This is a genomic window from Morganella sp. Je.2.23 (assembly GCF_051129855.1).
GTDB classification, from domain to species: Bacteria; Pseudomonadota; Gammaproteobacteria; order Enterobacterales; family Enterobacteriaceae; genus Morganella; species Morganella sibonii.
The window spans coordinates 508,775-533,214 of record NZ_JBCPSQ010000001.1; the positions used below are offsets into that span (position 1 = coordinate 508,775).

The window sequence follows — 24,440 nt, forward strand, 5'->3', positions numbered from 1 at the left end:
GCCCCTTCATCTGTATAAATAGTACGCGATGTCATAATACCGGTAAGAAAACCGGTATTATGACCGGTCAGGGTAATTCACGCTGAACCTGTTTCAGGCTGCGTACCCAGGGCTTATTGTTATAAAAGGCTGGTGGCAGTGAGTGTAATGCTGATTTTGCCGATGACAAATCAGGATAATCACCGTAAACCAGCACATACCATTGGCGGCCATGGCGGACAGTTTCATACACCAGATAATTTGATAATTTATGACGGCGGGCTGACTGATACAGGCCGTCAGGTGTTGCGGCACTGCTGAGTTGTAATGTGTAGTGATGCGCCGGAGCGGTACGCAGATTCTGGCCGGTATTGCGTGATGCCGGGCGTACGTTTTTGTTCTCTCTGCGCGGAGCTGCGTGGCTATCCGGTACAGAGGGACTGATAAGACTATCCGGAATAACCGTTTCAGACGGATAAATGGTGATGACGACCGGCGGTTCCGGGGGGATAACCGGTGCTGTGGTTTCCTGTTCTGTTTTAACCGGCGGAATAATTGTAATGGTCATTTCATCCGTTACCGGCGGTGCGGAGAGTACAGACCAGAGCGGCGGGAACCGTGTTACCAGTAAGTCTGTCAGATGGTCTGACAGCCGGGTAAACTGTTTCATCCGGGCCAGAAAAGGCGGAGTAACCGGAAGGGCTTCTGCGGTGGAAACAATCTGCTGTACAGCCTGAACAGCCATTTTTGCAGCGGTGCGCTCCGGTAATTTTTCACAACGGGTAATATCCGTCGGCTGAGTCAGTAATATATGTTCAGCAGGATTGTCCGTTATTTCCTGATAAATATCGGCCAGTACCTGCTGTGCCATAATATTAATATCACCACCGGCAAGTGCGGATTTTCCCAGCCACCAGCGGGCACAGGCGGTATTTTTGTCACCGCCTTCCCCGGTATAAAATAAAATCCCCAGATGATATTGCGCCTGCGGAAAATGCAGAAGGGCGGCGCGGTGAATATGATAACGCCCTTTTTCTGCATCGGCGGGGAGACCATCGCCGTTAATATACTGAACACCGAGATCATGTATTGTTCCGGCGTTATTGTCAGCGGCACCGGAAACTGCCGGTAATACAGCCAGCGATAATATGGCTGCAGCTATACAATGGCATAGCCCGGCCGGGACAAGCGGAGAATATACAGGCATCACGATTAATCCCAGCTGACAACCATTTTAGCGGAACCGGTGGCTTTGCCGGTTTTATATGCACCGGTACTGCACAGTACCCAGTTATATTTATATGACCCCGGTTTGAACGGCATTTTTTCCAGTCCGGCATTCGGAATGAAATAAACGATGCCGGTATATCCGTTAAGACGGCCATTACATTCACCGCCAAGCGGGATATCAGAACCGATAAATCCGCGGACTTCGGCCGGTGCATTTGTGCCGTCAGTCATGGTCAGTGCCATGGTATCGGTATACCGTCCTTTGAGTCCCTGCATTTCCACCGTAACAGGGGCATTGGTTGTATCGTCACAGGTAATAGTAAAGTTACCTGCTTTATTTGCCAGTGCTTTTGCGTTGACAGCATCTGTAATATCCACCGCCGGGAAGGTGATGGTGTTGTCTGTACTGACTGTACACTTACGTAAAGGCTTTTCCACAAGAATAGTATTGTTAAAAACCTGAGTATTTTTATTCTGAAAATCACCGGTTACCAGAATTAATGATACGGGATAACTTCCCGGCTGAGCTTTAGGGCCTGCATAAGCAATAAGATTGCCACTGACTCTGGCTGTTCCTGTACCATCGACATTCAGTTGACCGACTTCGTATCCTCCCCAGCTATTCAGACTGCATGCTTTTGCCGCACCACCGTAAGTTGTTTTTCCGGTAGATGCATTAACAGCCCACTCTCCGTATATTGTGTTCCCGTTGCCTCTGTATGTGTATGGGCTGTTGTAACCAGTTCCGGTAAAACCAAGGATGACATCATCAGCCAAAACAAGTCCGTATATTTTATTATCGCTTGACCAGCCAAATGAATATCCGGCTGGTTTTTCACATCCGGGAATTGTGCCGGTTGCCGGTACTATAGCTCCCCACATAGGGCCATTCATTTGCCCCCCCAGGCCTCCGGGATAATTTCTGTTATTCTGGACGACATTAACCGGTATCTGAATCTGGCTCCCCGGCCTGATGGTATAGGCACCAAAGCAGGTTACTGATGCTAATAAGAATGAAACTCCGGCAATGATTGGTATGTTCTTATGATTAAGCAGATTAATAAAACGAAAATTTTTATTCATTTTCATATGGTTGTTGTCCGTAAATTAAATAGTGGGTAGTTTTGACAGCCGTCAGGTTACTGCGTTTGTAACCAACGTGATTTCACAGGTATCTCTGCTGAGGGTATTTTTGCCGGTTCACTGTCAGCGGAGACAGGTGTTTCCATAATGTGTTCACCCTCCGCACCCCCGCCCGCACACTGATACGTCACCTGGCGGACAGGCATATCGTCGCTGGTGGTCAGATGACGCAGATCGAAACTGATCTGACATTGCTGTGCCGCTGTTTCTCCCCACTTCACCTGTAATTTCCCGGTTTCCGGCAGGCCGGTGAGATACACCTGACCGGCATCACCGGTAATGCCGCTGATCGCCTCGCCGGAATGGCTGTCGATCAGGGTGGCAATGGCACCGAACGGAACACTTTTGGTACCCTGTTTCAGCGTCATTAATACCTGGTAGCCCACACGGGTGGCAAAATCAGCTTTCACCACGGCCCCCTGAGTCGGGTAAACGTTGACGTTGGATTGCACCAGATCCACATTTTCCGGCAGCGTTGCCGGATCCAGTCCGATGCTGTTTTTGTTGTAATCAGACAAATAAGGTGCGACTGCATAACCCCGGCTGTCGGTGACGGCACTGCCGCCGTTCACACTGACACCCTCGGCACCCGGCGCACTGACCAGTGCCACGGAATCCCCCATTGAACGGCTGAACGTTATCCCTTCCGGATGTACAAGCACACCACCGGAGGCATTCATATTCAGGGCCTGTGTTGAATCACTGTAGCTGTAACCGGCACTGATACTGCCTTTGTCACCCTGCCAGCCGGTATTAAGGCTGGTGTTGGCAACCTGATTTTTATTTCCCCAATTCTGTGATGCACCGTACGAGAACCGGCCGTCCGCCAGGCTGCCGCTCAGGCCGGTGTTGTTCTGAGTTCTGCCGGTATTGTCATGAGTGACCGAATAGGTGGCGTACATGGACTGCATATTCTGCCCGTAACTGAACAGACTGAACGGCACGCTGACACTCAGGGATAACTGACGGTTTTCCGGCCAGTGATTGTTATTATCTTTTACCCGGTCGATATTGTAGTTAACGCCGTAACTGACGCCTTTAATGCTGTTACTGTAGCCCAGCGATAACCCGGTCAGTGTGCGGTCACTTCCCCAGTAGTCATCCCGGTTGGCGCGAAAGTGCAGGGAACCATACTGCCCCATCTGCTGACTGAGCTGAGTCTGGAAACTGGTACGGCGGCGCTGTAAGGTCCACGGACTGACGCCTTCCTCAAGACGGTATCCCTGGCTGTTGAATTCACTGAAGTTATAGAAGTGTTCAGTTGAATAGCGCAGCGCCGTTAAATCCACCGATGTGCCGGTTGACATCATACTTTTCGAGTAACGGATACGGTATGACTGGCCGGTTTTTCGTTCATCATTCTGATGATTTTCACTGGTAAATTTTGCGGTTGAATGGGTGACATCTGCGGATACCGCCCCGAAATCACCGATTGATACTCCGGTGCCTGCATTCAGTGCCTGATAATCTTTTGCCAGCAATGCACCGCCGAAGAGCGTGACATTATTGTGCAGCCCGTAGATCAGGGTGCCGGTGATAAAATCAGAACGGCGTGAGCTGGTGGTGATATTGCCGTCATAGCGTCCGGCTGCCACCTCATATTTCCATCCGCCGGGGCGTAACATGACCGGCAGGGAAGAGTAAGGCACCACGAACTGGCGCTCTGTGCCGTCCGCTTCGGTTACCGTGACATCATAGTCACCGGATAACCCTGCCTGCTGGATGTCATTGATATAAAACGCCCCCGGTGCGACATAGGTTTCATAAATAATGTTACCGTTCTGGCGGACAGTGACACGGGCGTTACTGTTCGCCACACCGCTGACTGCCGGGGCATAGCCGCGTATCTGGCTTGGCAGCATCTGTTCATTGGAACTGAGTTTCAGACCACGGAAGGAAAAGCCGTCAAACACATCACTGCCGGTGCTGGTTTCCCCGAGTTGTAACGAGGAACGCAGCGGCCGGATATCCCGCATCAGATAGGTATTGGTAAAGGTGGTCCGGCTCTGGCTGCCGGCGGATTCATTACGCCCGCCGCTGTATTCAAAACGGGTATGCGTGATGGTGCTGCGCAGACGCCATGGTCCGGCGTTGGCACCGGCGCGGACAGAGGCAAACAGGTTATCGCTGCGGGTTTTCAGACCTTCGTTATAGCTGTTGGTTGTCCGTCCGGCACTGAGGTTGTAGTTCATCATCAGTGCAGGAATACCGTTATCCCATAATGCGGGGTCGGCATTGCGGCTGAGTGCGGGCTGCATGGCAACCTGAGGAATACTGAGATCCAGACGCAGGCGCCCGAGCTCAAGGCGAGCGGATGCATCCGGGATCAGCGTGTCTAAATCGGTCAGCGGCAGATCTTTCGGCAGATGTTTTAATTCCGGAACCTGCGGAACATTCACTCCCCAGGTTTCCAGCTGAGCAGGGGTTATTTCCGGTGCAATCTGCCCCTGTGCATTTTTAACGAAATTAAGTGTGTACTGTCCGGTATCCTGCTGGTTAACAAAAACGGAAACCGTATATTCACCTTCCGCCACACTGCCGGCCTGAGAAAATGCAGATAAATCAACATCTGAATTATCTCCGGCAATATTCAGAAAACCGGGGTCAAAATAATCATCCGCCATCACCGGCGTTGTAGCCGCAAGCAGCAGCCATGCCAGCGGGCGGTAACGGAAAAACGGGCGCTGTGATGTTATGTTATTCATATTATGAGGTATTTTCATCGACTTCCTCTGGCCTGCGGATGCAGGGCTCCTCCCGTTTCATCAGAAACGGGGTTATCATCTGTTTTTATTGTTGTATATGGTCAGCCGGCAGGGCGGGTGACGGTTTTGCCGGGCCTTCCGTCATCTGTTATCAGCTGCCAGCGGAGATCACCGGCGGCACCGGCAGGTAACGGCCATGACTGTTCTGAAAAAGGCGCGACCATCCGGGCATTACGCAGGTCAATATCCGTGTTTCCGGCTGACAGAGAACTGAACGTGATATAAAACGGTGACGGATTTTTCACTGTCAGCGTATTACCGTTGCGCCGGAATACCGGCTGCTCCGCAAGCACTGCTTCATCCGCCGGCGGCAGACCGGCAGGGCGGTAAAACAGCTTCAGATTGTTCTGGGTGCTCATGATCAGCCGGGTTTGCTCACCGGTTTCTGTTTGTGCCGGAATGGCATTCAGTGCCAGCGTAAACACAGATTCCCGATCCTGCGGTAATGCATTCTGAGTCAGGCGGATACGCAAGGTCAGCGCAGTATCCGGTTCAAAACGGGTTAATGGCGGCAGCACAATAAAGGGCATTTTTTCCGCTTCCCCGGTCCCATCTTCCGGTGTGCTGTCACCGTACGGCAGTACCCGGGATTGCAGCAGATACGGGCGTGGTGTGTTATTAGTCAGCGTGTAAGTGATACCGTTACGGGCATCGCCCGGATAGATAACCCGCGTATTGCTGAGCGTGATCCCATCCTGTCCCTGCGACAGGTTTCCTGCCTGTGCGGCAGTCACGGCAAACAGCAATGCGGCAGTATTCAGAAGGCAGCGGCGGATCATCATTATTCTCCTGCACTGACAGCGGCAGTGTGTATTTGTCCTATATCACCGTAATCGGTGATCACCGCCCACTGAGCCTGTGATACTGTCCCTTCTGCCGGGAAAACCGCAGAAGAAAACGGCGCTATCATCGGATTGTGATCCTGAAGACTGACATCTTTGCCATTGAATGACAGTGCCGCCAGTGTCAGGTAATAAGGGGTGGGATTATTCACCGAGACACTGCGACCCTCACGGCGGAATGTCAGCTTTTCCTGTGCCTGTTCAAAAGAAGGGGAGAGCCCGGCAGGACGGTAAAACAACTTAATCACATTGCGGATACCGACAGACACCTGTGCGCTGGTCATATTGTCCGGCGTCTCACCATTTTTGCTGACAGCGGGGATGGCGAGAAAGCTCAGCCAGAAGACGGATTCTCTGTCCGGCGGTAATTGTGCGGTGCCGTTACGGACAACCAGGGCGGTGCTCTGGCTCTCTTTTTCCAGACGATACATCGGTGGTGTCACCATAAACGGTGCGGCGGGTAATGCCGGGTTATTGCCTTCCGGGGTATTCATCACACCGGCTTTGATCAGATAAACCTGCTGACTGTTGTTTTTGATAACAGCAGCGGCATTTTTGTTGTCCGCATTAAAAATAACGCGGGTTTGCGCCAGACGCAGACCACCTTCTGCTGCCTGTGCTGCAGAGAGCAGTGACAGCAGAATACATGCAGCCACCGGTAAAAATGTGCGGGATAAAAGTGAATGTTGCATAGCCGCTCCGGGATCAGTTATATAAAAAAGTGAATGTCACTGTGGCTTTGAGCTCGCCACCCTGTAATCCGGCGCCGGGTGTGCAGGCCCCGCAGGAGAGATAGCCTCTGAATTCCAGCGGGCCGTTTAACGATGTGACGTTGTTACTGCCGTCTGCCGGCCAGTTTTTGGCACTGATAGTACCGGTGACTGCCGCATTACTGTTGGCGTTAAAACGGGTATTGCCGTCTGTCGCCAGGCGCACGCCGTAACCTTTTGAGGTACTGGTTGCATCGGCAAATAATTTCACACCGTCGCTGGTGGTAATGGTATTGCCGGTAACAGCGATTTTGGGTGCCATAAAGTAGCCCTGACAACCGGCCAGTGTGATGCTGAACTGGCGGTAACGCTGATCACCGGTAATCAGGTCATCCGGAAGCGGGTTACCGTTGTTATAAGGCAACTGAGCCGGCGCGGTAATTTCACAGCTGCCGCCGTAAAATGTGGCATTAAAATTAATCGTCTGTGTGAGGCTGCCCGCCTCCGCTGTCTGAAAAGCCGCCGGGAGCAATCCTGCTGTCAGGGCTAATGCTTTGTACAGAGTATTTATTTTCATTGTTAACCCGTGGTTTCAGGAAAAACTGATGCGCAGCGGCTGTCAGTTATAAGCAAATTTAAAGGTGACATTAGCTTTCAGTTCACCGCCCTGAATATCTGCATCTGCTGCACAACTGCCGCAGCTGACAGAGGCGTTTAACGGAATGTCGCCGTTCAGCACGGATGCCATCGTGGTTGACCAGGTTTTATTGGCAGCCGCCAGCTTCAGGTCGGCGGCAAGGTTGGTACTGGCTTTGAAATTGCTGTTACCGGCAAAGGTCAGCAAAATACCGTAGCCTTTGGTGCTGCTGGTATTGGTCAGGAACAGCGGCATGCCGGAAGTGTTATCCACATCCCCTTCAAGGGTGATTTCCGGTGTCAGACCATAGCCTTTGCAGCCGGTCAGTCTCAGGTTGAAGGGTTCCGCCGGGCTGTTACCGGCAATAATATCTTCTGACGGGATCACCGCCCCTTTATTCACTGATACGGTGGCCGGAACGGTGATATCACAGGCCCCGCCGACAATGGTCGCTTTGAATTCGGTGGATGCGGAAGTGGCCGCCACCGCTCCGTTTGCGGCTGTCATACTCATCATCACCGGCAGTAAAAAGGCAAAAACAGGTTTTCTGATAAATAACATAGTGTGAACCTTCAAAATTTACTGAAAAATAAGATTAAAAATCAGGGCTGCCGAAAATTCTCCCGGGGTCGCCGGGCCGTCCACCGGGCCGACCAGTCCGACCAGGAATGTCTCCTCTGTCCGGAAATGGTTTCCCGCATTCAGCGGTGTCAGAGCGATTTGTTTACCCCGGGCGATTGCCTTTCCGGTGTCGTAAAAATCATTCAGAGACGGTTGTGAACCGTCATACAAACGCAGCATAAAACCGGCACTGTTGGGCGCACCGTCAAGAAAAAGGGTATCGGTGCTGTAGGGGGTGTTGCCCTGTAATGTAATTTTCGGTGTCAGTTTTCCTGTCTTATCCACACAGCTGAATACAGCCTGTAATCTCTTGATTTCATGGGTTTTCAGTACGCCCTGAAAATCCGTGGTGCGCTGAGGGGTGAACTGCAATACGGACGGAATGCTCATCCCGCAGCCGATATCATCGGTAATAACGGCGGAAAGTTCGGTTGTTCCGGCCCGGAGCGCCGGAGACAGGCAGTACAGTGCCAGGCACAGCCCCGGTAACCAGTTAACGGATCTGCCCATGAAAGACCTCCGTGCCCCCGTAATCATTAATTGCTTTCCATTCCACGCGGCCCTGATGTGGTGCGCCGGGATAGATATTGCTGCTCATCGGGGCGATCATGGTATTGCCTGCTTTAATACTCAGCGGGACTTTGCGTCCGCCGGCCGTCAGGGACTTCAGGGTGACGTGATACGGGGACGGATTTGTGACCTGTAATCCGTTCCCGGCGGCAGAAAACTGCAGTGACTGCATGGCCTGCTGTGGTTTCATTTTCAGCCCGGAAGGACGGTAAAATAATTTGATAATATTGCCGGATGAAACCTGTACGGTGCCGCCGATATGGTTTTCCTGCTGTGCATTGTTTTTTTCACCCGCCGGTGTCGCAATGGCACGCAGATAAAATACCGATTCTTTGTCCTGCGGCAGTGCGGTATTTTTTTTCATAATCCGGACTTGATTGGTACTGCCGGGCTCAAGACGGAACAGTGACGGCGTGACGAGAAACGGGGTATCCGCCTGCTCACCGGCCGGTGTTTTCAGGATCTGTGTTTTGATCAGATACGGCGTCAGTGAGCCGGATGAACTGGTGATACCGACACTTTTGCCGGTGGTATCATCAGCCGCCTGAAAAATAATACGGGTGCTGTCGATGGCTATCCCGGCAACGGAGGTCGCGGAGAGCAATACCAGGCTGCTGACTGCGTGTCTGAGTAGGGTAAATTTTTCCATGCGTTTTCCGTCAGATAATTAATGGGATAAGGCAGCGCGGTGAAGCGCGCTGCCGTGGCTGACTGCTATCAGTCAACGATATAAGCAACCAGGATCGGTGCGCTGTAAGAACCGGCAGCCGGGGTGGCGTTGGTGGTCGCCATACCGACTTTGAAGGTGTACTGTGCGCTGGTCTCTTCCGCATCCAGGGCAACAGCAGCGCCTTTGCCGTTAGTGACGGTCTTACCGCTGCTGTCCTGAATCATAAAGCCGACAGTCTGGGTATCCTGGGCAACAAACACGCTCTGCTCATTGTTACCGACAGAGGTGATACCCTGGATGATCAGGTCACCGGCTTCACCTTTGGCACACCCGGTCAGGGTAACCGGCATGTCCGCCTGCTGTGTGGTGATGGCATTGGCTGCGGTGAATCCGGCATCCGCACCACCGACTTTGGTGTTGAACACGCCAACATTCAGGACAGATTTGCCGCCGTTGATGGTCACATCACAGGTGGTATCCGTCAGAATTCCCTGTAAGGTCACTTCTGCTGACGGTGCCGCCAGTGCATTCATGCTGGTGGCAGACAGGCCGGCGATCAGGGCAGCGGAAAGTAATTTTGTTTTGAACGTCATATTGAATTCCTATCGAATAGTAATAAAAAATAAAAGAGTATCCGTGACAAAATATTCATCAGTTATTCTTAATGAATAAAATGATATTATTGTCATCGTTTTTTGTTTAATTATATTGAAGCTTTTATACAACAAATATAATGTTACTGATATTCAGCGATAAATATCAGCTGTGGAATATAGTGTTATCATCATTAAACGATGAATTAAAACTATGTTCCTTTCTGAATACTGACAGCATGTTCTTACTGTCAGTAAAGCCGCAATGAATATTCATCTGATACAAAAATTCGTCCAGTGTCGTATCCAGAGCAAGTAATATCTCAATGAGCAGATTCAGTGTCAGATGGTTGCTGCCGCGCTCATAGCGGGAGATCTGCTGCTGGCTTAAACCGGTTAAACAACCTAAGTCATAGCCTGATAAATTTCTTTCTTTCCGTAATGAACGAATAACAGCACCGGCTGCCTGATTAATGGCAGCGGAATTTCGTTTGTTATTAACGGGCATAAATAAGTGCCTTATAAGCAGATAAACAATGTTATCCGGGAATAATAATAAAAGTAATTTAATTAGTATGCCGTACCTGACCAATATAAATAATCTGTGTGGCGACGATGTTTATTTTACTCACGGTAATTGTTAATGCAATAGTCGTAATATGTGTAAAATAAGAATGGAAGAAATGTGAATAAACCGGTCATATATTGGTAAAATAGTAAATAAGCGTTACTATTCATGGTGTTCAGTATTTTTCTTTGATCTGTATCAAAAAAATACTCATTTACTGTATTGGTTTATTGTTCTGTTTTTGTGCATATAGGATAGTAAAGACAGGTGTAAATGCTAAAAATACTCCATGTTAATAAAATATCATATAACGGCAATGAAAGTCAGACTAAATGTATCGGAATGTTACTATGCGGAGGCGGATGCGGGTATTGTCTGTACGCGTATGACAGGCTTTTGGGCTTTATTGCATATAACGAGTAATTTACTGTTCCTGAAATAAAGCGGCAGCATATTAACGTAATGCGCTGTTCAGAATAACCACAAATATGTTTCAGATTTAATGGTTAATTAATGATAATTATTCTTAGTTAAGAAACATGCCAGCCGGGATAAGAGAAAAGACCACAGATTATTTAACGCAAATAATGATATATACTGACAAATGTTTGTTTTTCATGACATAAAGAAGAATTGCTTGATTAAGGCTGAAAGAGAGCAGACTATAGATAATGACATATCGTAATATTTATCTGTAAATCCGGTATGTCATCATGCGATTTCATTTCATTGATAAGGATATCCGTATGAAAGAATTATCTGTTCGTGAATGTGAAGCTGTCAGCGGCAGCGGGTTAGCCGGTTTATTTCGTCCGGGCACCGGTAATGTATCCCCGCCGGTAACACCGGTAACTCCGGTAAAACCCGGTGGTACATTGATTATCGGCGGCGGGATTGGTCTGGGCTTCGGAATTTTTCCGTTTATAATCGGGAAGTTTATTGGCGGAATGATTAAAATCCCGTTCTGATACAGAATAATACATAAGGTCACTGCGGTGGCCTTTTTTTATGCGGACAGAAAAGAAAAATAAAAAAAAAGCCCGGACACATAGTGTGACCGGGCGGAAAGGATATAGGTATGATAATCATGAACAGAATGGAAAGTTCATGTATGTATAATAAGGGCAGCAGTCTAAACAAAAAGACAACACAAGGCCGTTACAGTGAAACCAGATGAACAGCGTGTTGTTTTATACGACGTCACGATAAAATCAGGGGCTTAAAGAAATGGGGAATTCAGCAGCAATTGAGTTGCAATCGACACTGCGGTGTCCGGCTTGTGGTGCGGAAAAAACAGAAACGATGCCGGTAAACGCCTGTCAGTGGTTTTATGAATGTGAGCACTGCCATACATTATTAAAACCGCTTCCGGGTGACTGTTGTGTATTCTGTTCATACGGAACCGTTGCCTGCCCGCCGGTACAGGAAGCTGCGTTAACCGGAAAAAAATCCTGTTGTTGCCCGTCATCCTGAGAATAAAAAAATACCCGCACAAATGGGGTACGGGTAAATCATATCAGAAATAGTGCCTGCAAGGTCAGGAGCAGGCCAGTAATGTGAATATCAATTAATTAAAACTGCTTATCAATATAGCCATTGATCCGGAGAAGTACAGAACAAAAACACCCTTGCTGCTATTTACAGTATTTGCACGTAGTTGTTTTTATCAGGTCGTTAAGAGATGTGCGAATGTTATTTTCTTCGTATATACAATATGTTGACGAGTTTTTGTAGTGCTTTTTCCCGGAGGGATAAAAAAGCCTCTGAACAAACGAAACCGGTTCAGAGGCGTCAGGTGTTACTTTCAGCGTGGTAACATTTTAAGAATAGTTAAGCTGTGCGAATTAGTCAAAAAATGATCCGTCAAAAAGTGTGTCATCATGTGAGGGAGAAGGAGAACGGCGTAGTGAGCAGCAGTATCAATAAAAACGCCTTTCAGTATTGATATATTCCTGAAAGGCGTTCAGAGAGACAATAAGTCTGTGTTCATTTAATCATCCCATTTCGGGCTCATAACCGTGGCAAACAGACAGGATAAGATAATAAATCCGAGTGTCAGTAAAAACATATATTCTCCTTAACGTAACTTTAATCTGGTCCGATAAACATTCTCCGGAAGAGGTGATAAATCATAATGGGTTTTCATTGACTGATTCTACCGGATAAAGACGGTAACTCAATGAAAGAAAACTGATTTATTGTCATGATTTGTCATTTTTACCCCGCTCGTGCTGACAAAGAATAAAGTATGTAAATAAAAACAGCAGAAATGAAAATATCCGTCGCGGAGAGAAAAAGAGTGGCAATAAGCGATAAAGGTTGTACATTGTCTGCATGATGAATAATAAAATTGCAGTCTGTTTATCACACAATGCTTTCTGGTGGCGCACAACGTGCGGCGCCGGTTTTGTTATTCAGTTTTAATTTCAAAAATCGCCGCCGGAGTGCGGCGATTTTATTTCAGATATATTGCATTCACCCCGGCGGCCTCTTATCACTTTATAAAGAGGAATTCGTATGTCTGCTCATCACACCCGATCCGTTATTCTGACCGGCGACCGTATTACCGGGCCATTACACCTCGGGCACTATACCGGCTCGCTGCAACAGCGGGTCACTCTCCAGCACACAGCAACACAATATATTCTGATGGCCGATATGCAGGGACTGACGGATAACGGTGCGCAGCCGGAAAAGGTAAACCGTTATTTTTATGATGTGGCGGCGGATTATCTGGCGGCAGGAATCGACCCCGGCCTTTCTGTGATTTGTCTGCAATCCGCGCTGCCTGCACTGGCAGAGCTGACGCTGCTGTATCTCAATCTGGTGACCGTTTCCCGGCTGGAGCGCAATCCGACCGTTAAACAGGAAATTATTCAGAAGCAGTTTTCCCGCACACTGCCTGCCGGGTTTCTGATCTATCCGGTCAGTCAGGCGGCAGATATCACCGCGTTTAAAGCTGATTTGGTGCCGGTCGGGGAAGACCAGTTACCGATGATTGAACAAACCAATGAAATTGTCAGTAAAGTGAATAACATCACAGGGGCGGAATTACTGGTTCACTGCCGTGCGAAAACCGGTAAAACCGGACGTCTGCCGGGAATTGACGGTAACGGGAAAATGTCAAAATCACTGGGTAATGCGATTAATCTCTCTGTCAGTGCGGATGACCTGACCCGTGCCGTCAATGCTATGTTTACGGATCCGCAGCATCTGCGGGTGTCCGATCCCGGCCGGATTGAGGGCAATGTGGTGTTTGCTTATCTTGATGCCTTTCATCCGGATACGTCCCGGGTGGCCGAGATGAAAATCCGCTATCAGGCAGGCGGATTAGGTGACAGAGAGTGCAAAGCGGTACTGAATGAGTGTCTGCAGGCGCTGCTGGCACCTGTCCGCGAAGAGCGGGCACGTCTGATGGCGGATAAGCCTTATCTGCTCTCAGTCATCCGCAGCGGAACAGAAAAAGCGCGGGAAGTGACACAGCAGACACTGGATCAGGTGAAAAGGGGTATGGGGTTACTGCTCTTCTGATTGACAGAATATGCTGATTCGGCAGGATGCGATTGATTCCCGTTTGCGTGAGGTCTATTATACGAACCATATCTGTTTTATATATGGTTTATCAGTTAAGGATTTCACGTGGGTATTGTTAAAATCTCCGATGAACTGCATGAATATCTGCGCCGGGCGAGTACAGTAATGTCCCGCTCTATCAACGCACAGGCAGAATTCTGGATCAAAATCGGAATGCAGGCTGAAATGAATCCGGATAAAACCTTCACAATGCTTGTCAGCGAAATGCTGGAAAAAGAATCTGTCAGCCGGAAAGGAGAACAGCATGAGTAGTATCGTTATAAAAACACCTGAAGAAATTGAGCTGATGCGGGAATCAGGCCGTCTGCTGGCAAGCGTTTTTGCCATGCTGGATGATTTCATTAAGCCGGGTGTTTCCACGCTGGCGATTAATGACAAAGTTGAAGATTATATTGTGAATACCCTTCAGTCACGTCCTGCCAGTAAAGGACAGTACGGGTTTGAGTATGTGCTGAATACCTCGCTGAACGAAGTGGTGTGCCACGGTGTCCCGAAAGCGGATGAGATCGTAAAAGACAAAGATATCATTAATGTGGATATCACGCTGGAAAAGAACGGCTTTATTGCGGATTCCAGCAAGATGTATGTGATGCCGGAAGCTTCACCGCTGGCACGCAAACTGGTGAAAGCGACCTATGAAGCGATGTGGGAAGGTATTCAGCAGGTGAAACCGGGTGCGACGCTGGGTGATATCGGTTCTGCCATTCAGCATTATGCGGAGTCACGCGGCTACAGTGTGGTACGCGAGTATTGCGGTCACGGTATCGGCCGTGAGATGCATGAATCCCCGCAGGTGCTGCACTATGGTGTGCGCGGTAAAGGAACGGAACTGAAAGAGGGGATGACCTTCACCATCGAGCCGATGATTAATCAGGGCGGAGCTAAAATCAAAACCAAAAAAGATGGCTGGACTGTGGTCACTCGGGATAAAAAATTATCCGCGCAGTCCGAACATACTATTCTGGTCACCGCAACGGGTTATGAAGTATTAACGCTGCGTGCGGATGAAACATTGCGCTGATTTTTATCAGTATAAACAACAGAGTGTAAAAAGCCCGGCTGCGACCGGGCTCTTTTTTTATCAGAGCCGGTCAGGCTTTGACAAAGCGGAGAAACTGTTCATACAGTACGCCGCCCAGTGTCTGTACGGTGTAGAGATCGGATTGCGGCAGGGTATCCACGGCGGCATGCATGCCGTGATAAATAATCATCGCGGTGATATCCGGATGTGCTGCACGCCAGTGACTGTGTTGCTCACCTTCAGCGATCAGAGCCAGCAACTGATTAAGAACCGCATTTTCGTGATCATTTCCCTGCTGGTGAAACCCCTGATGAAACAGGACATCATGCAGTTCCTGTTTCTCAGTATAAGCGGTGACAGAGCGATCACACCAGGCCGCCAGTTTGGCATCCGCATCACCCGCAGCACAGGCATCCATCGCCTGCTGCGTCTGCGACAGAAACCAGTCCATATAACGGTGGCGCAAGGCCTCGTAAATATCCGGTTTGGCGGCAAAATAGTGGTAATAGGTTCCTTTCGCGACACCGGCCCGCGCCACAATGTCACTGACGGTGGTGGCATCAAATCCCTTTTCGAGAAACAGCGATTCGGCGGCATCCATCAGTTCATTGATCCGGACATCGGCAGGTTTAAAACGGGGCTTGTGTTCTGCTGACTGAGTCATAAATGCGCCTTTTATAACGGAAAAACCTGATTATGCCATTTCCCGGTTGTTAAGGCGAAAAAAACACGCAAATGAAATGTGTTCTCATTTCGATTGACCGTTGGTCGGTCGATGTGTATTCTGCCTGTGAGAAAGGAGAACATCATGAACCGACTTCGTTATTTTGCCGTTACCACCGCGATTTGCCTGGGTACCTTTATGGCAACGCTGGATATCAGTATTGTGAATGTGGCACTCCCGGCCATTCAGCATGATTTACAGGCACCGATGGTGTCACTGCAATGGCTGATAGATGCTTATGCTCTGTGTTTATCTGCACTTATTCTGTCAGCCGGGCCGCTGAGCGACCGTTACGGACGTAAAAAAATGTGGCTGGCAGGCGTGCTGATTTTTACTCTGGGCTCACTGCTCTGTGCAATGGCAGGGACATTGCCGCTGCTGCTGGCGGGACGGGTTGTGCAGGGGATTGCGGCGGCGTTGCTGATCCCCGGCGCATTGTCGCTGATTACGCATACCTTTGCGGATAACCAGCAGCGTATCCGTGTGATTGGTATCTGGTCGTCCGTCAGTGCGTTGTCGCTGATTACCGGGCCGATCCTCGGCGGTGTGCTGGTGCATACTACCGGCTGGCAGGGGATATTTCTTATCAATATTCCGATCGGTATTATCACGTTTCTGCTCGGGCAGTACGGCATCAGTGAAAGTGCGGACCCGGAAAAAGCAGCGTTTGATCCTGCCGGGCAACTGCTGAGCATTGCGGCGCTGGGTTGCGTGACGTACGGACTGACGGAAGCGGGTACTCATGGCTGGCTGCATCCGCTGACGCTGTTCACTGTCACCGGCGGGATTATTTTTCTTCTGTTGTTTCTGTACACCGAAAACCGGGTGGCAAAACCGCTTCTGCCGCTGGCGGATTTCAGACGCCGCGAGTATCTGCACTACAATCTGGCCTCGTTTGTGATTGGTTTTGCGGCTTACACCAATGTGTTTTTTATCGCACTGTTTTTGCAGAAAGCACAGGGCTGGAATGCACTGGAGGCGGGCTGGCGGATGTCGCCGGAGTTTATCGCCATGGCGCTGTTTGCATTTTCATTCGGACGGATCGCCCGCAGGCTGAGTATCCGTCTGATCCTCGGCACCGGTCTGCTGCTGACAGCGGCAGCGTGCGGATTGATGACACTGCTGACACCTGATACACCGTATCTGCTGACGGGGCTGATGTTGTTTATGCTCGGCACCGGTATGGGGTTATCTATTCCCGCCACCGGCGCACTGATTATGCACGCGGCTGACCCGGCCCGTTCCGGTGTGGCCTCGGCGACACTGAATATGATGCGCCAGACTGGTATGACACTGGGAGTGGCGCTGCTCGGAACACTGATGATTCAGCGGGCGGTCACTATTGCGCAGCACCGCAGGTTACCGGATGCAGAGCAGATGATCACCGGCGCACAGTCCGGGGAACTGACGTCAGCCGTGCAGCATACGGTTTATGAGGCGTTTGCGGGCGGATTTAATCTGGCCATGGCGGGCGCAGCATTATCGGCAGTATGGGTGTTTATCCTGATATTTTACCCCCGCCACCGCAAAATGCCGCAGGAAAAAGGGAAAATAACCTCATAACAGAGAAGGTCTGTTCGTGGTGCTTATTTTGTGTTTAATTAACCTGAACACAAAATAATAAAAGACAGCAGTAAACTTGCACACACCACGGAGGCGTTATGTTTGAAAATCTGGGCATACTGAATATCGGTACTTATATTATCGGCGTTATCTTTATTATTCTTGTGCCGGGGCCGAACTCGCTGTATGTCCTGAAATCCAGTGCGACATTCGGGTATAAAAAAGGTTACCAGGCCGCACTGGGGGTATTCACCGGCGATGCGGTACTGATTATCCTGTCATTTCTGGGGGTGGCATCGGTTATTAAAGCCTCTCCGGCATTATTTACCGCTGTACGTTATCTCGGCGCGGCGTATTTATTGTATCTGGGACTGAAAATTCTCTATGCCACGTTTATGCAAAAACAGGGGCATCATGAGGATAAACCGCTGAAAGCGGAAAATGCGTTTAATAAAGCGCTGATTCTGAGCCTGACAAACCCGAAAGCGATCCTGTTTTATGTCTCTTTCTTTATCCAGTTTATTGATTTTAATTATGCTCATCCTGCGGTGAGTTACGGCGTGCTGGCACTGATACTGGAAACGGTCAGCTTTCTGTATCTCTCCTTCTTAATTTACAGCGGTACTAAATTATCGCAGTTTTTCCGCCATAAAAAGCAGGCGGCGAAAGTGGGTAACAGCACCATCGGACTGTTTTTTATGGGATTTGCCGCGAAACTGGCACTGTTTACTGCGTAAAGAAACTGCCTGCCCGGTAAAAGTGACGTTATACTGTGCCTGATTTTACACAAGCAGGTATTAACGTGACTGATAGTACAACACCTTATAATAATGATGAATTCTGGATGAGACAGGCGCTGGCGCTGGCGGAAGAGGCTGCGCTGGCCGGGGAAATCCCGGTCGGGGCGGTACTGGTAAAAGATAACCAGCGTATTGCCGGCGGTTTCAATCAGCCGATCCTCAGTCATGATCCGACAGCTCATGCCGAAATTATCACGCTGCGCGGGGCGGGAGAGGTGCTGGAAAATTACCGCCTGACGGATGCCACTCTGTATGTCACCCTCGAGCCGTGCATGATGTGTGCCGGTGCGCTGATCCACAGCCGGATAAAACGTCTGGTTTACGGCGCGGCAGAGCCCAAAACCGGCGCAGCAGGGTCATTTATTGATTTACTGACCTTACCGCGGCTGAATCACTATATGGAAGTCACAGGGGGCGTACTGGCAGAGGAGTGTTCGGTGATGCTCAGTGAATTTTTCCGCCGCCGCCGGGCGGAGAAAAAAGCCCTGAAAAAACAGAATGCGGACAGTCAGCAGACAGAGGGTGAGTGATCAGTCTGGTGCGGCAGAGGTCAGAACCTCTGCCGTTTCTTCTTCCGGCTGCTGTAAGCGCAGCTCTTCCTGATGTAAATCGAGATAGCCCTGTAAACTGAGCTGATAACGGCGTACTCCCTCCACATAGCGGTAAGCTTCATAGCCGCGCGCATAGCCGTACGGCAGTGACTGGTAATAGGCTTTTTTGCTCAGCAGCGGCAGACGGGATTTCACATCCAGCCAGCTGTCCGGGTCCGCCCCCTGCATTTCGGTCAGTTTACGGACATCCAGCATATGGCCGTAACCCATATTATAAGCCGCCAGCGCAAACCAGATTTTTTCATCTTCCGGGATGGAATCCGGCAGTTTATCCATCAGATAATTAATGTAAGTTCCGCCGCCTTTGATGCTCTGCTCGGGGTCGAGCCGATCTTCAATACCGAAGAAATCCGCCGTCGGCCGTGTCAGCATCATGATACCGCGCACACCGGTCGGCGAGGTGGCGGTCGGGTTCCAGTGTGATTCCTGCCAGGCAATCGCTGCCAGTACCTGCCAGTCCATTTTCCCCGCGTATTTTTCAAATAACGGACGGTAAGTGGCCAGCTGGGTATTGATGGCATTGATAAAGGTTTTGGTATCCACATAGTTAAACTGATTCATGTGGCTGAAATATTTTTCTTCCAGACGTGCCAGGGTGTCGGTTTCCCGTGTCTGGTTAAAGAAATCGAGCAGGGCGGCGTGCAGGCTGCTGTCTTCACTGCGCTTCAGATACCACGTCAGCGGCTGGTTTTCCGTAATTTCAAAGGCGACAGTAACATTCGGGTGAATATGCTGCTCTTGTGCCACGCTGACAGAATCACTGATGACATAGTCAATCTCGCCTTTTGCCAGGCGCTGAAGAAGATGATTGCTGTTTTTATCTGCAACCTCGCGGATCTCCAGAGCCGGGTATTTTTCCGCTTTGAGCTGGCGGAGCAGGCGGGCATGTGAACTGCCGGCGGTGACCCAGACCGGTGAGCCGAGATCACCCAAATCCCGCGGACGTTTGTTACCCATGCGGTAGATAAGCTGCTGCGCGACAGTGTAGTACGCCGGGCCGGTCAGCGCGGTTTCCAGGCGATCTTCATTGTAGATAAGCCCGGCAGCGAGCAGATCGGCATCGTTACTGGCAAGATCGCTGAACAGGTCATTAACGCTGTCGCGCTCCTGCACCACCAGTTTCACACCGAGGTAGTCGGCGAAACGCTGCGCCAGCTCGTAATCAAAACCGTTGGCCTGTCCCTGCTTATTAAAGCTGATAAGCGGCGAAGTGATCGCGCTGACACGCAGTTCTCCCCGCGCAAGAATACGGTTGAGCTGCGGCTGCTGGGACGGCCAGCTGATATTGATGGCGATCAGCGCCGCAGCGAACAGCGCGACGACGACGATAACGACATAATTTAGCTTTTTATGTACCAAAGGCGCATCTCACCGGTTACACAAAAGAGTTCATTCAGAGGCATAAATTACCATGGTTATATTTCCAGTAATCGGACATTTTGCTCAACATTTTGTCACGGTGCAACTTTATTCCGCTTTTCCGGGCTGAAATCCGGAAAAATTCCCTCCCGGAAAAAACGTCACGCAAACGGTTTCGTCGGCGTCAGTATTGCTCTATAATGTGCCCGTTTCCCCTCCGGGCCGATGGCTCTGCGTGTTAAAAAGAGAGAACTGACAATTATGGAAATTTTGCGTGGCTCACCTGTGTTATCTGCGTTTCGCGTATCAAAATTTATCAGCGCGTTCACTGAACACCACCTGCCGGTGACCAACATCTATGCGGAATATGTGCATTTTGCTGATCTTTCCGCACCTCTGACCGACGATGAGCACACCAAATTACAGCAGTTGCTCCGTTACGGCCCGTCACTGGCGGAACATGCACCGGAAGGGGTTCTGTTTCTTGTCACACCGCGTCCGGGGACATTATCGCCCTGGTCGTCAAAAGCCACCGATATTGCGCACAACTGCGGTCTGTCAGCCGTTACCCGGCTGGAGCGGGGAATTGCCTACTATATTACTACCACAGGGCTGACTGAGAATGAACATCAGCAATTGAGTACACTGCTGCATGACCGTATGACAGAAACTGTTTTCAGTGAGCTGTCGCAGGCTCAGGCGCTGTTTGCCCGTCATGAACCGGCACCGCTGACCGTGATTGATCTGTCCGGACAGGGGCGTGCGGCGCTGGAAAAAGCCAATATTTCGCTGGGACTGGCGCTGGCGGAAGATGAAATTGATTATCTGGCGGATGCATTCACCGGGCTTGGCCGCAACCCGTCTGATGCGGAACTCTATATGTTTGCTCAGGCAAACTCTGAACACTGCCGCCACAAGATTTTTAATGCGGATTGGGTGATTGACGGCGAAGAACAGCCGAAATCCCTGTTCAAAATGATTAAAAACACCTTTGAAAAGACCCCGGATCATGTGCTGTCCGCTTATAAAGATAACGCGGCAGTGATGGAAGGCTCGTCCGTCGGGCGCTTCTTCCCGGAAGGGGATGATCGCAGCTATCAGTATCATCAGGAAGAAACACATATCCTGATGAAAGTGGAAACCCATAACCACCCGACCGCTATTTCCCCGTGGCCGGGGGCGGCAACCGGCTCCGGCGGTGAAATCCGTGATGAAGGCGCGACCGGGCGCGGCGCCAAACCGAAAGCGGGGTTGACCGGATTTTCGGTTTCCAACCTGCGCATTCCGGGCTTTACCCAGCCGTGGGAGCAGGATTTCGGCAGACCGGACCGTATTGTCAGCGCGTATGACATCATGACCGAAGGCCCGCTCGGCGGCGCGGCATTTAATAACGAATTCGGCCGTCCGGCACTGCTCGGGTATTTCCGTACGTATGAAGAGAAAGTCAGCAGCCACAACGGCGAAGAACTGCGCGGCTACCATAAACCGATTATGCTGGCGGGCGGTATCGGCAACATCCGTGCTGACCACGTGCAGAAAGGGGAGATCCCGCCGGGCGCGAAACTGATTGTATTAGGCGGCCCGTCGATGAATATCGGCCTGGGCGGCGGTGCTGCATCCTCTATGACATCCGGTCAGTCAGATGCGGATCTGGATTTTGCGTCCGTGCAGCGCGATAACCCGGAAATGGAACGCCGTTGTCAGGAAGTGATCGACGCCTGCTGGCAACTGGGTGATAACAACCCGATTTTGTTTATCCACGATGTGGGCGCGGGCGGTCTGTCCAACGCCATGCCGGAACTGGTCAGTGACGGTGGCCGCGGCGGGCGTTTTGAGCTGCGCGATATCCTCAGCGATGAGCCGGGCATGAGCCCGCTGGAAATCTGGTGTAATGAATCCCAGGAACGTTATGTGCTGGCGGTGTCGCCGGAGCAGCTGCCGCTGTTTGAGGCACTGTGTCAGCGTGAACGCGCACCGTATGCGGTAATTGGCGAGGCGACAGAAAAACGTGATCTGATTCTGAATGACAGCCATTTTGATAATCAGCCGATTGATATGCCGCTGGATATCCTGCTGGGAAAAACCCCGAAAATGCGCCGAGATGTTACGACACTGACCGCAGAAGGCACACCGATTGATCGCCGTGATATCAATCTGCATGAAGCGGTAAAACGTGTGATGCACTTACCGGCGGTTGCGGAAAAAACCTTCCTGATCACCATCGGTGATCGTACGGTGACCGGTATGGTTTCCCGGGATCAGATGGTCGGCCCGTGGCAGATCCCGGTGGCGGACTGTGCAGTGACGACCGCCAGCCTCGACAGCTACTACGGCGAGGCGATGTCAATCGGTGAGCGTGCACCTGTTGCCTTACTGGATTTTGCCGCGTCTGCGCGGATGGCCGTGGCGGAAGCGCTGCTGAATATCGCCGGTGTGCAGATCGGGGATATCAAACGCATTAAATTGTCTGCTAACTGGATGGCGGCAGCCGGACATCCGGGGGAAGATGCCGGGTTATATGCGGCCGTGAAAGCCGTGGGTGAGGAGTTATGTCCTGCGCTCGGCCTGACTATCCCTGTTGGTAAAGATTCAATGTCGATGAAAACCCGCTGGAATGAGCAGGGTGAAGAGCGCGAAATGACCTCGCCGCTGTCGCTGGTGATCACGGCATTTGCCCGCGTGGATGATGTGCGCCGGACGGTGACTCCGCAACTGCGTGCGGATGTGCCGAACCGTCTGCTGCTGGTGGATCTTGGCGAGGGCCGTAATACTCTCGGTGCGACTGCGCTGGCTCAGGTGTATCGTCAGCTGGGGCAGAAAGGGGCAGATCTCCGCAATCCTCAGGCGCTGCGTGCATTCTTTGACACCATGCAGACGCTGGTGCGGGATGAAAAACTGCTGGCGTATCATGACCGCTCGGACGGCGGTCTGTTTGTCACCCTGGCGGAGATGGCGTTTGCCGGACACTGTGGCGTGAATGCGGATATCAGTGCGTTTGATGAAGATATTCTCGGCGCGCTGTTTACCGAAGAGCCGGGTGCGGTGCTCCAGGTGCGTGAAGCCGATCTGAATGCGGTTGTTCAGGCCTTTACCGATGCCGGGCTGGCTGACATGCTGCATGTTCTCGGTGAAGCCGTGCCGGGGGATGATTTCATTGTCCGCAGCCACAATACAGAAGTCTATCACCAATCCTGCCGTGAACTGCGTATTATGTGGGCGGAAACCACCTGGCAGATGCAGCGTCAGCGTGATAACCCGGCCTGTGCCGATGAAGAGCATGAAGCGAAACAGGATCCGGCAGACCCGGGTCTCAACGTGGTACTGACGTTTGATCAGAATGAGGATATCGCTGCCCCTTATATTGCAAAAGGTGTGCGCCCGCGGGTTGCGGTACTGCGTGAGCAGGGCGTTAACTCCCATGTGGAAATGGCGGCTGCGTTCCATCGTGCCGGTTTTGATGCTATCGATGTGCATATGAGTGACCTGCTGAACGGCCATCTTCCGCTGAACCGTTTTCAGGCGCTGGTCGCCTGCGGCGGCTTCTCGTACGGTGATGTGCTGGGGGCCGGTGAGGGCTGGGCGAAATCGATTCTGTTTAATCCGCAGGTGCGGGATGAATTCGCGCAGTTCTTTGCGCGTCCGGATACCTTATCTCTCGGGGTATGTAACGGCTGTCAGATGATGTCAAATCTGCGTGACCTGATTCCGGGAGCCGGTTTATGGCCGCGTTTTACCCGTAACCGCTCTGAGCGTTTTGAAGCACGTTTCAGTCTGGTCGAAGTGGCAGAAAGCCCGTCACTGCTGCTGAGCGGTATGGCCGGTTCACGGATGCCGATTGCGGTTTCTCACGGCGAAGGGCTGGCAGAATTCCGTGATGAGGCGCATCAGCATGCACTGATGCAGCGCGGCCTGGTGGCACTGCAATATGTGGATAACTACGGTCAGGTCACTGAACGCTATCCGGCTAACCCGAACGGCTCACCGGCCGGTATCACGGCGGTGACCACCGATGACGGACGTGCCACCATTATGATGCCGCATCCTGAGCGGGTCTTCCGGACTGTCAGTAACTCATGGCATCCGGAAAACTGGGGCGAGGACGGTCCGTGGCTGCGGATCTTCCGTAATGCCCGTAAACAATTAGGCTGATAAACAGGCGGGTATAACTTTTCAGTTTTACCCGCTTTTTTTATTTACCACAATAATATTACTGCAATAATAAATCCTCTCTGCTTCTGTCAGTTGCGAAACAGCATTGATAATCGTTATTTATTAGTTCCCGCCTGAATACAAACATAAATAATAAGATAATTTATTTAAAAATAGCATTTTAGCCAGTTTTAAATTTCACTGTATCGATATTGCCATCCAATTATATTCAATAATGATTTTATCAGTAATGTGATGAAACATAGTTTCATTATCATTTTTTTCGTTGAA

The 24,440-nt window shown here is 50.7% G+C and carries 22 protein-coding genes; 9 read left to right on the top strand and 13 right to left on the bottom strand.

Annotated elements, in window-relative coordinates; translation table 11 throughout:
* Window positions 1-67 precede the first annotated feature (67 nt).
* The 11 genes from AAZR23_RS02370 to AAZR23_RS02420 all read right to left on the bottom strand — a co-directional run bounded on the left by AAZR23_RS02370 (window position 68) and on the right by AAZR23_RS02420 (window position 10,268).
* Window positions 68-1,186: an SPOR domain-containing protein gene (locus tag AAZR23_RS02370; protein ID WP_434690312.1), complete on the bottom strand. Its 1,119-nt coding sequence runs from the start codon at window positions 1,184-1,186 to the stop codon at window positions 68-70.
* A 5-nt stretch (window positions 1,187-1,191) separates the two neighbouring features.
* Window positions 1,192-1,986: a hypothetical protein gene (locus AAZR23_RS02375; protein ID WP_166707424.1), complete on the bottom strand. Its 795-nt coding sequence runs from the start codon at window positions 1,984-1,986 to the stop codon at window positions 1,192-1,194.
* A gap of 362 nt (window positions 1,987-2,348) precedes the next feature.
* Window positions 2,349-5,057, bottom strand: coding sequence for a fimbria/pilus outer membrane usher protein (locus AAZR23_RS02380; protein WP_434690315.1), 2,709 nt, complete (start codon window positions 5,055-5,057; stop codon window positions 2,349-2,351).
* Window positions 5,058-5,158: 101 nt separating this feature from the next.
* A complete protein-coding gene (locus tag AAZR23_RS02385; RefSeq protein ID WP_434690318.1) occupies window positions 5,159-5,899 on the bottom strand; it encodes a fimbrial biogenesis chaperone in 741 nt (246 codons plus the stop codon).
* Complete coding sequence (locus AAZR23_RS02390; RefSeq protein WP_434690321.1) at window positions 5,899-6,651, bottom strand: fimbrial biogenesis chaperone; 753 nt, start codon at window positions 6,649-6,651, stop codon at window positions 5,899-5,901. Before AAZR23_RS02390 ends, AAZR23_RS02385 begins: the two co-directional genes overlap by 1 nt.
* A gap of 13 nt (window positions 6,652-6,664) precedes the next feature.
* A complete protein-coding gene (locus tag AAZR23_RS02395) occupies window positions 6,665-7,246 on the bottom strand; it encodes a fimbrial protein (RefSeq protein ID WP_080947958.1) in 582 nt (193 codons plus the stop codon).
* A gap of 42 nt (window positions 7,247-7,288) precedes the next feature.
* A complete protein-coding gene (locus tag AAZR23_RS02400; protein WP_166707428.1) occupies window positions 7,289-7,867 on the bottom strand; it encodes a fimbrial protein in 579 nt (192 codons plus the stop codon).
* A gap of 18 nt (window positions 7,868-7,885) precedes the next feature.
* Window positions 7,886-8,437 (bottom strand): fimbrial protein, encoded by a 552-nt coding sequence (locus AAZR23_RS02405; RefSeq protein WP_434690326.1) that lies wholly within the window; start codon window positions 8,435-8,437, stop codon window positions 7,886-7,888.
* On the bottom strand, window positions 8,421-9,146 hold the full coding sequence (locus AAZR23_RS02410; RefSeq protein ID WP_218427920.1) for a fimbrial biogenesis chaperone: 726 nt from the start codon (window positions 9,144-9,146) through the stop codon (window positions 8,421-8,423). The genes AAZR23_RS02405 and AAZR23_RS02410 overlap by 17 nt, the downstream gene beginning before the upstream one ends.
* Before the next feature lie 68 nt (window positions 9,147-9,214).
* Window positions 9,215-9,760, bottom strand: a complete 546-nt coding sequence (locus tag AAZR23_RS02415; RefSeq protein WP_218427922.1) for a fimbrial protein — start codon at window positions 9,758-9,760, stop codon at window positions 9,215-9,217.
* A 166-nt stretch (window positions 9,761-9,926) separates the two neighbouring features.
* Window positions 9,927-10,268 (bottom strand): helix-turn-helix domain-containing protein, encoded by a 342-nt coding sequence (locus AAZR23_RS02420; RefSeq protein WP_434690330.1) that lies wholly within the window; start codon window positions 10,266-10,268, stop codon window positions 9,927-9,929.
* Window positions 10,269-11,074: 806 nt separating this feature from the next.
* Between AAZR23_RS02420 and AAZR23_RS02425 the strand changes: the two genes are divergently transcribed.
* From AAZR23_RS02425 to map, 5 genes are all read left to right on the top strand, one after another.
* A complete protein-coding gene (locus AAZR23_RS02425) occupies window positions 11,075-11,296 on the top strand; it encodes a hypothetical protein (RefSeq protein ID WP_107678456.1) in 222 nt (73 codons plus the stop codon).
* Window positions 11,297-11,555: 259 nt separating this feature from the next.
* On the top strand, window positions 11,556-11,801 hold the full coding sequence (locus AAZR23_RS02430) for a GDCCVxC domain-containing (seleno)protein (protein ID WP_166707431.1): 246 nt from the start codon (window positions 11,556-11,558) through the stop codon (window positions 11,799-11,801).
* A 1,044-nt stretch (window positions 11,802-12,845) separates the two neighbouring features.
* Entirely contained in the window at window positions 12,846-13,859 is a 1,014-nt protein-coding gene (gene trpS, locus AAZR23_RS02435) for a tryptophan--tRNA ligase (protein ID WP_434690334.1), read from the top strand.
* 108 nt (window positions 13,860-13,967) lie between these two features.
* Window positions 13,968-14,174: a ParD-like family protein gene (locus tag AAZR23_RS02440; RefSeq protein WP_004241949.1), complete on the top strand. Its 207-nt coding sequence runs from the start codon at window positions 13,968-13,970 to the stop codon at window positions 14,172-14,174.
* Complete coding sequence (map, locus tag AAZR23_RS02445; RefSeq protein WP_046892528.1) at window positions 14,167-14,943, top strand: type I methionyl aminopeptidase; 777 nt, start codon at window positions 14,167-14,169, stop codon at window positions 14,941-14,943. The genes AAZR23_RS02440 and map overlap by 8 nt, the downstream gene beginning before the upstream one ends.
* A 70-nt stretch (window positions 14,944-15,013) precedes the next feature.
* On the opposite strand, the gene AAZR23_RS02450 is transcribed toward map, so the two are convergent.
* Complete coding sequence (locus AAZR23_RS02450) at window positions 15,014-15,607, bottom strand: TetR/AcrR family transcriptional regulator (protein WP_052927302.1); 594 nt, start codon at window positions 15,605-15,607, stop codon at window positions 15,014-15,016.
* Between the two features lie 144 nt (window positions 15,608-15,751).
* On the opposite strand from AAZR23_RS02450, the gene AAZR23_RS02455 reads away from it, so the two are divergent.
* From AAZR23_RS02455 to tadA, 3 genes are all read left to right on the top strand, one after another.
* Complete coding sequence (locus AAZR23_RS02455) at window positions 15,752-17,230, top strand: MFS transporter (protein ID WP_434690338.1); 1,479 nt, start codon at window positions 15,752-15,754, stop codon at window positions 17,228-17,230.
* A gap of 98 nt (window positions 17,231-17,328) precedes the next feature.
* Window positions 17,329-17,967, top strand: coding sequence for a leucine efflux protein LeuE (leuE, locus tag AAZR23_RS02460; protein WP_107678368.1), 639 nt, complete (start codon window positions 17,329-17,331; stop codon window positions 17,965-17,967).
* 65 nt (window positions 17,968-18,032) lie between these two features.
* Complete coding sequence (tadA, locus tag AAZR23_RS02465; protein WP_107678457.1) at window positions 18,033-18,560, top strand: tRNA adenosine(34) deaminase TadA; 528 nt, start codon at window positions 18,033-18,035, stop codon at window positions 18,558-18,560.
* On the opposite strand, the gene mltF is transcribed toward tadA, so the two are convergent.
* On the bottom strand, window positions 18,561-20,000 hold the full coding sequence (gene mltF / locus AAZR23_RS02470; protein WP_434690342.1) for a membrane-bound lytic murein transglycosylase MltF: 1,440 nt from the start codon (window positions 19,998-20,000) through the stop codon (window positions 18,561-18,563).
* Window positions 20,001-20,258: 258 nt separating this feature from the next.
* Between mltF and purL the strand changes: the two genes are divergently transcribed.
* Window positions 20,259-24,149: a phosphoribosylformylglycinamidine synthase gene (gene purL, locus AAZR23_RS02475; RefSeq protein ID WP_434692372.1), complete on the top strand. Its 3,891-nt coding sequence runs from the start codon at window positions 20,259-20,261 to the stop codon at window positions 24,147-24,149.
* Window positions 24,150-24,440: the final 291 nt, after the last annotated feature.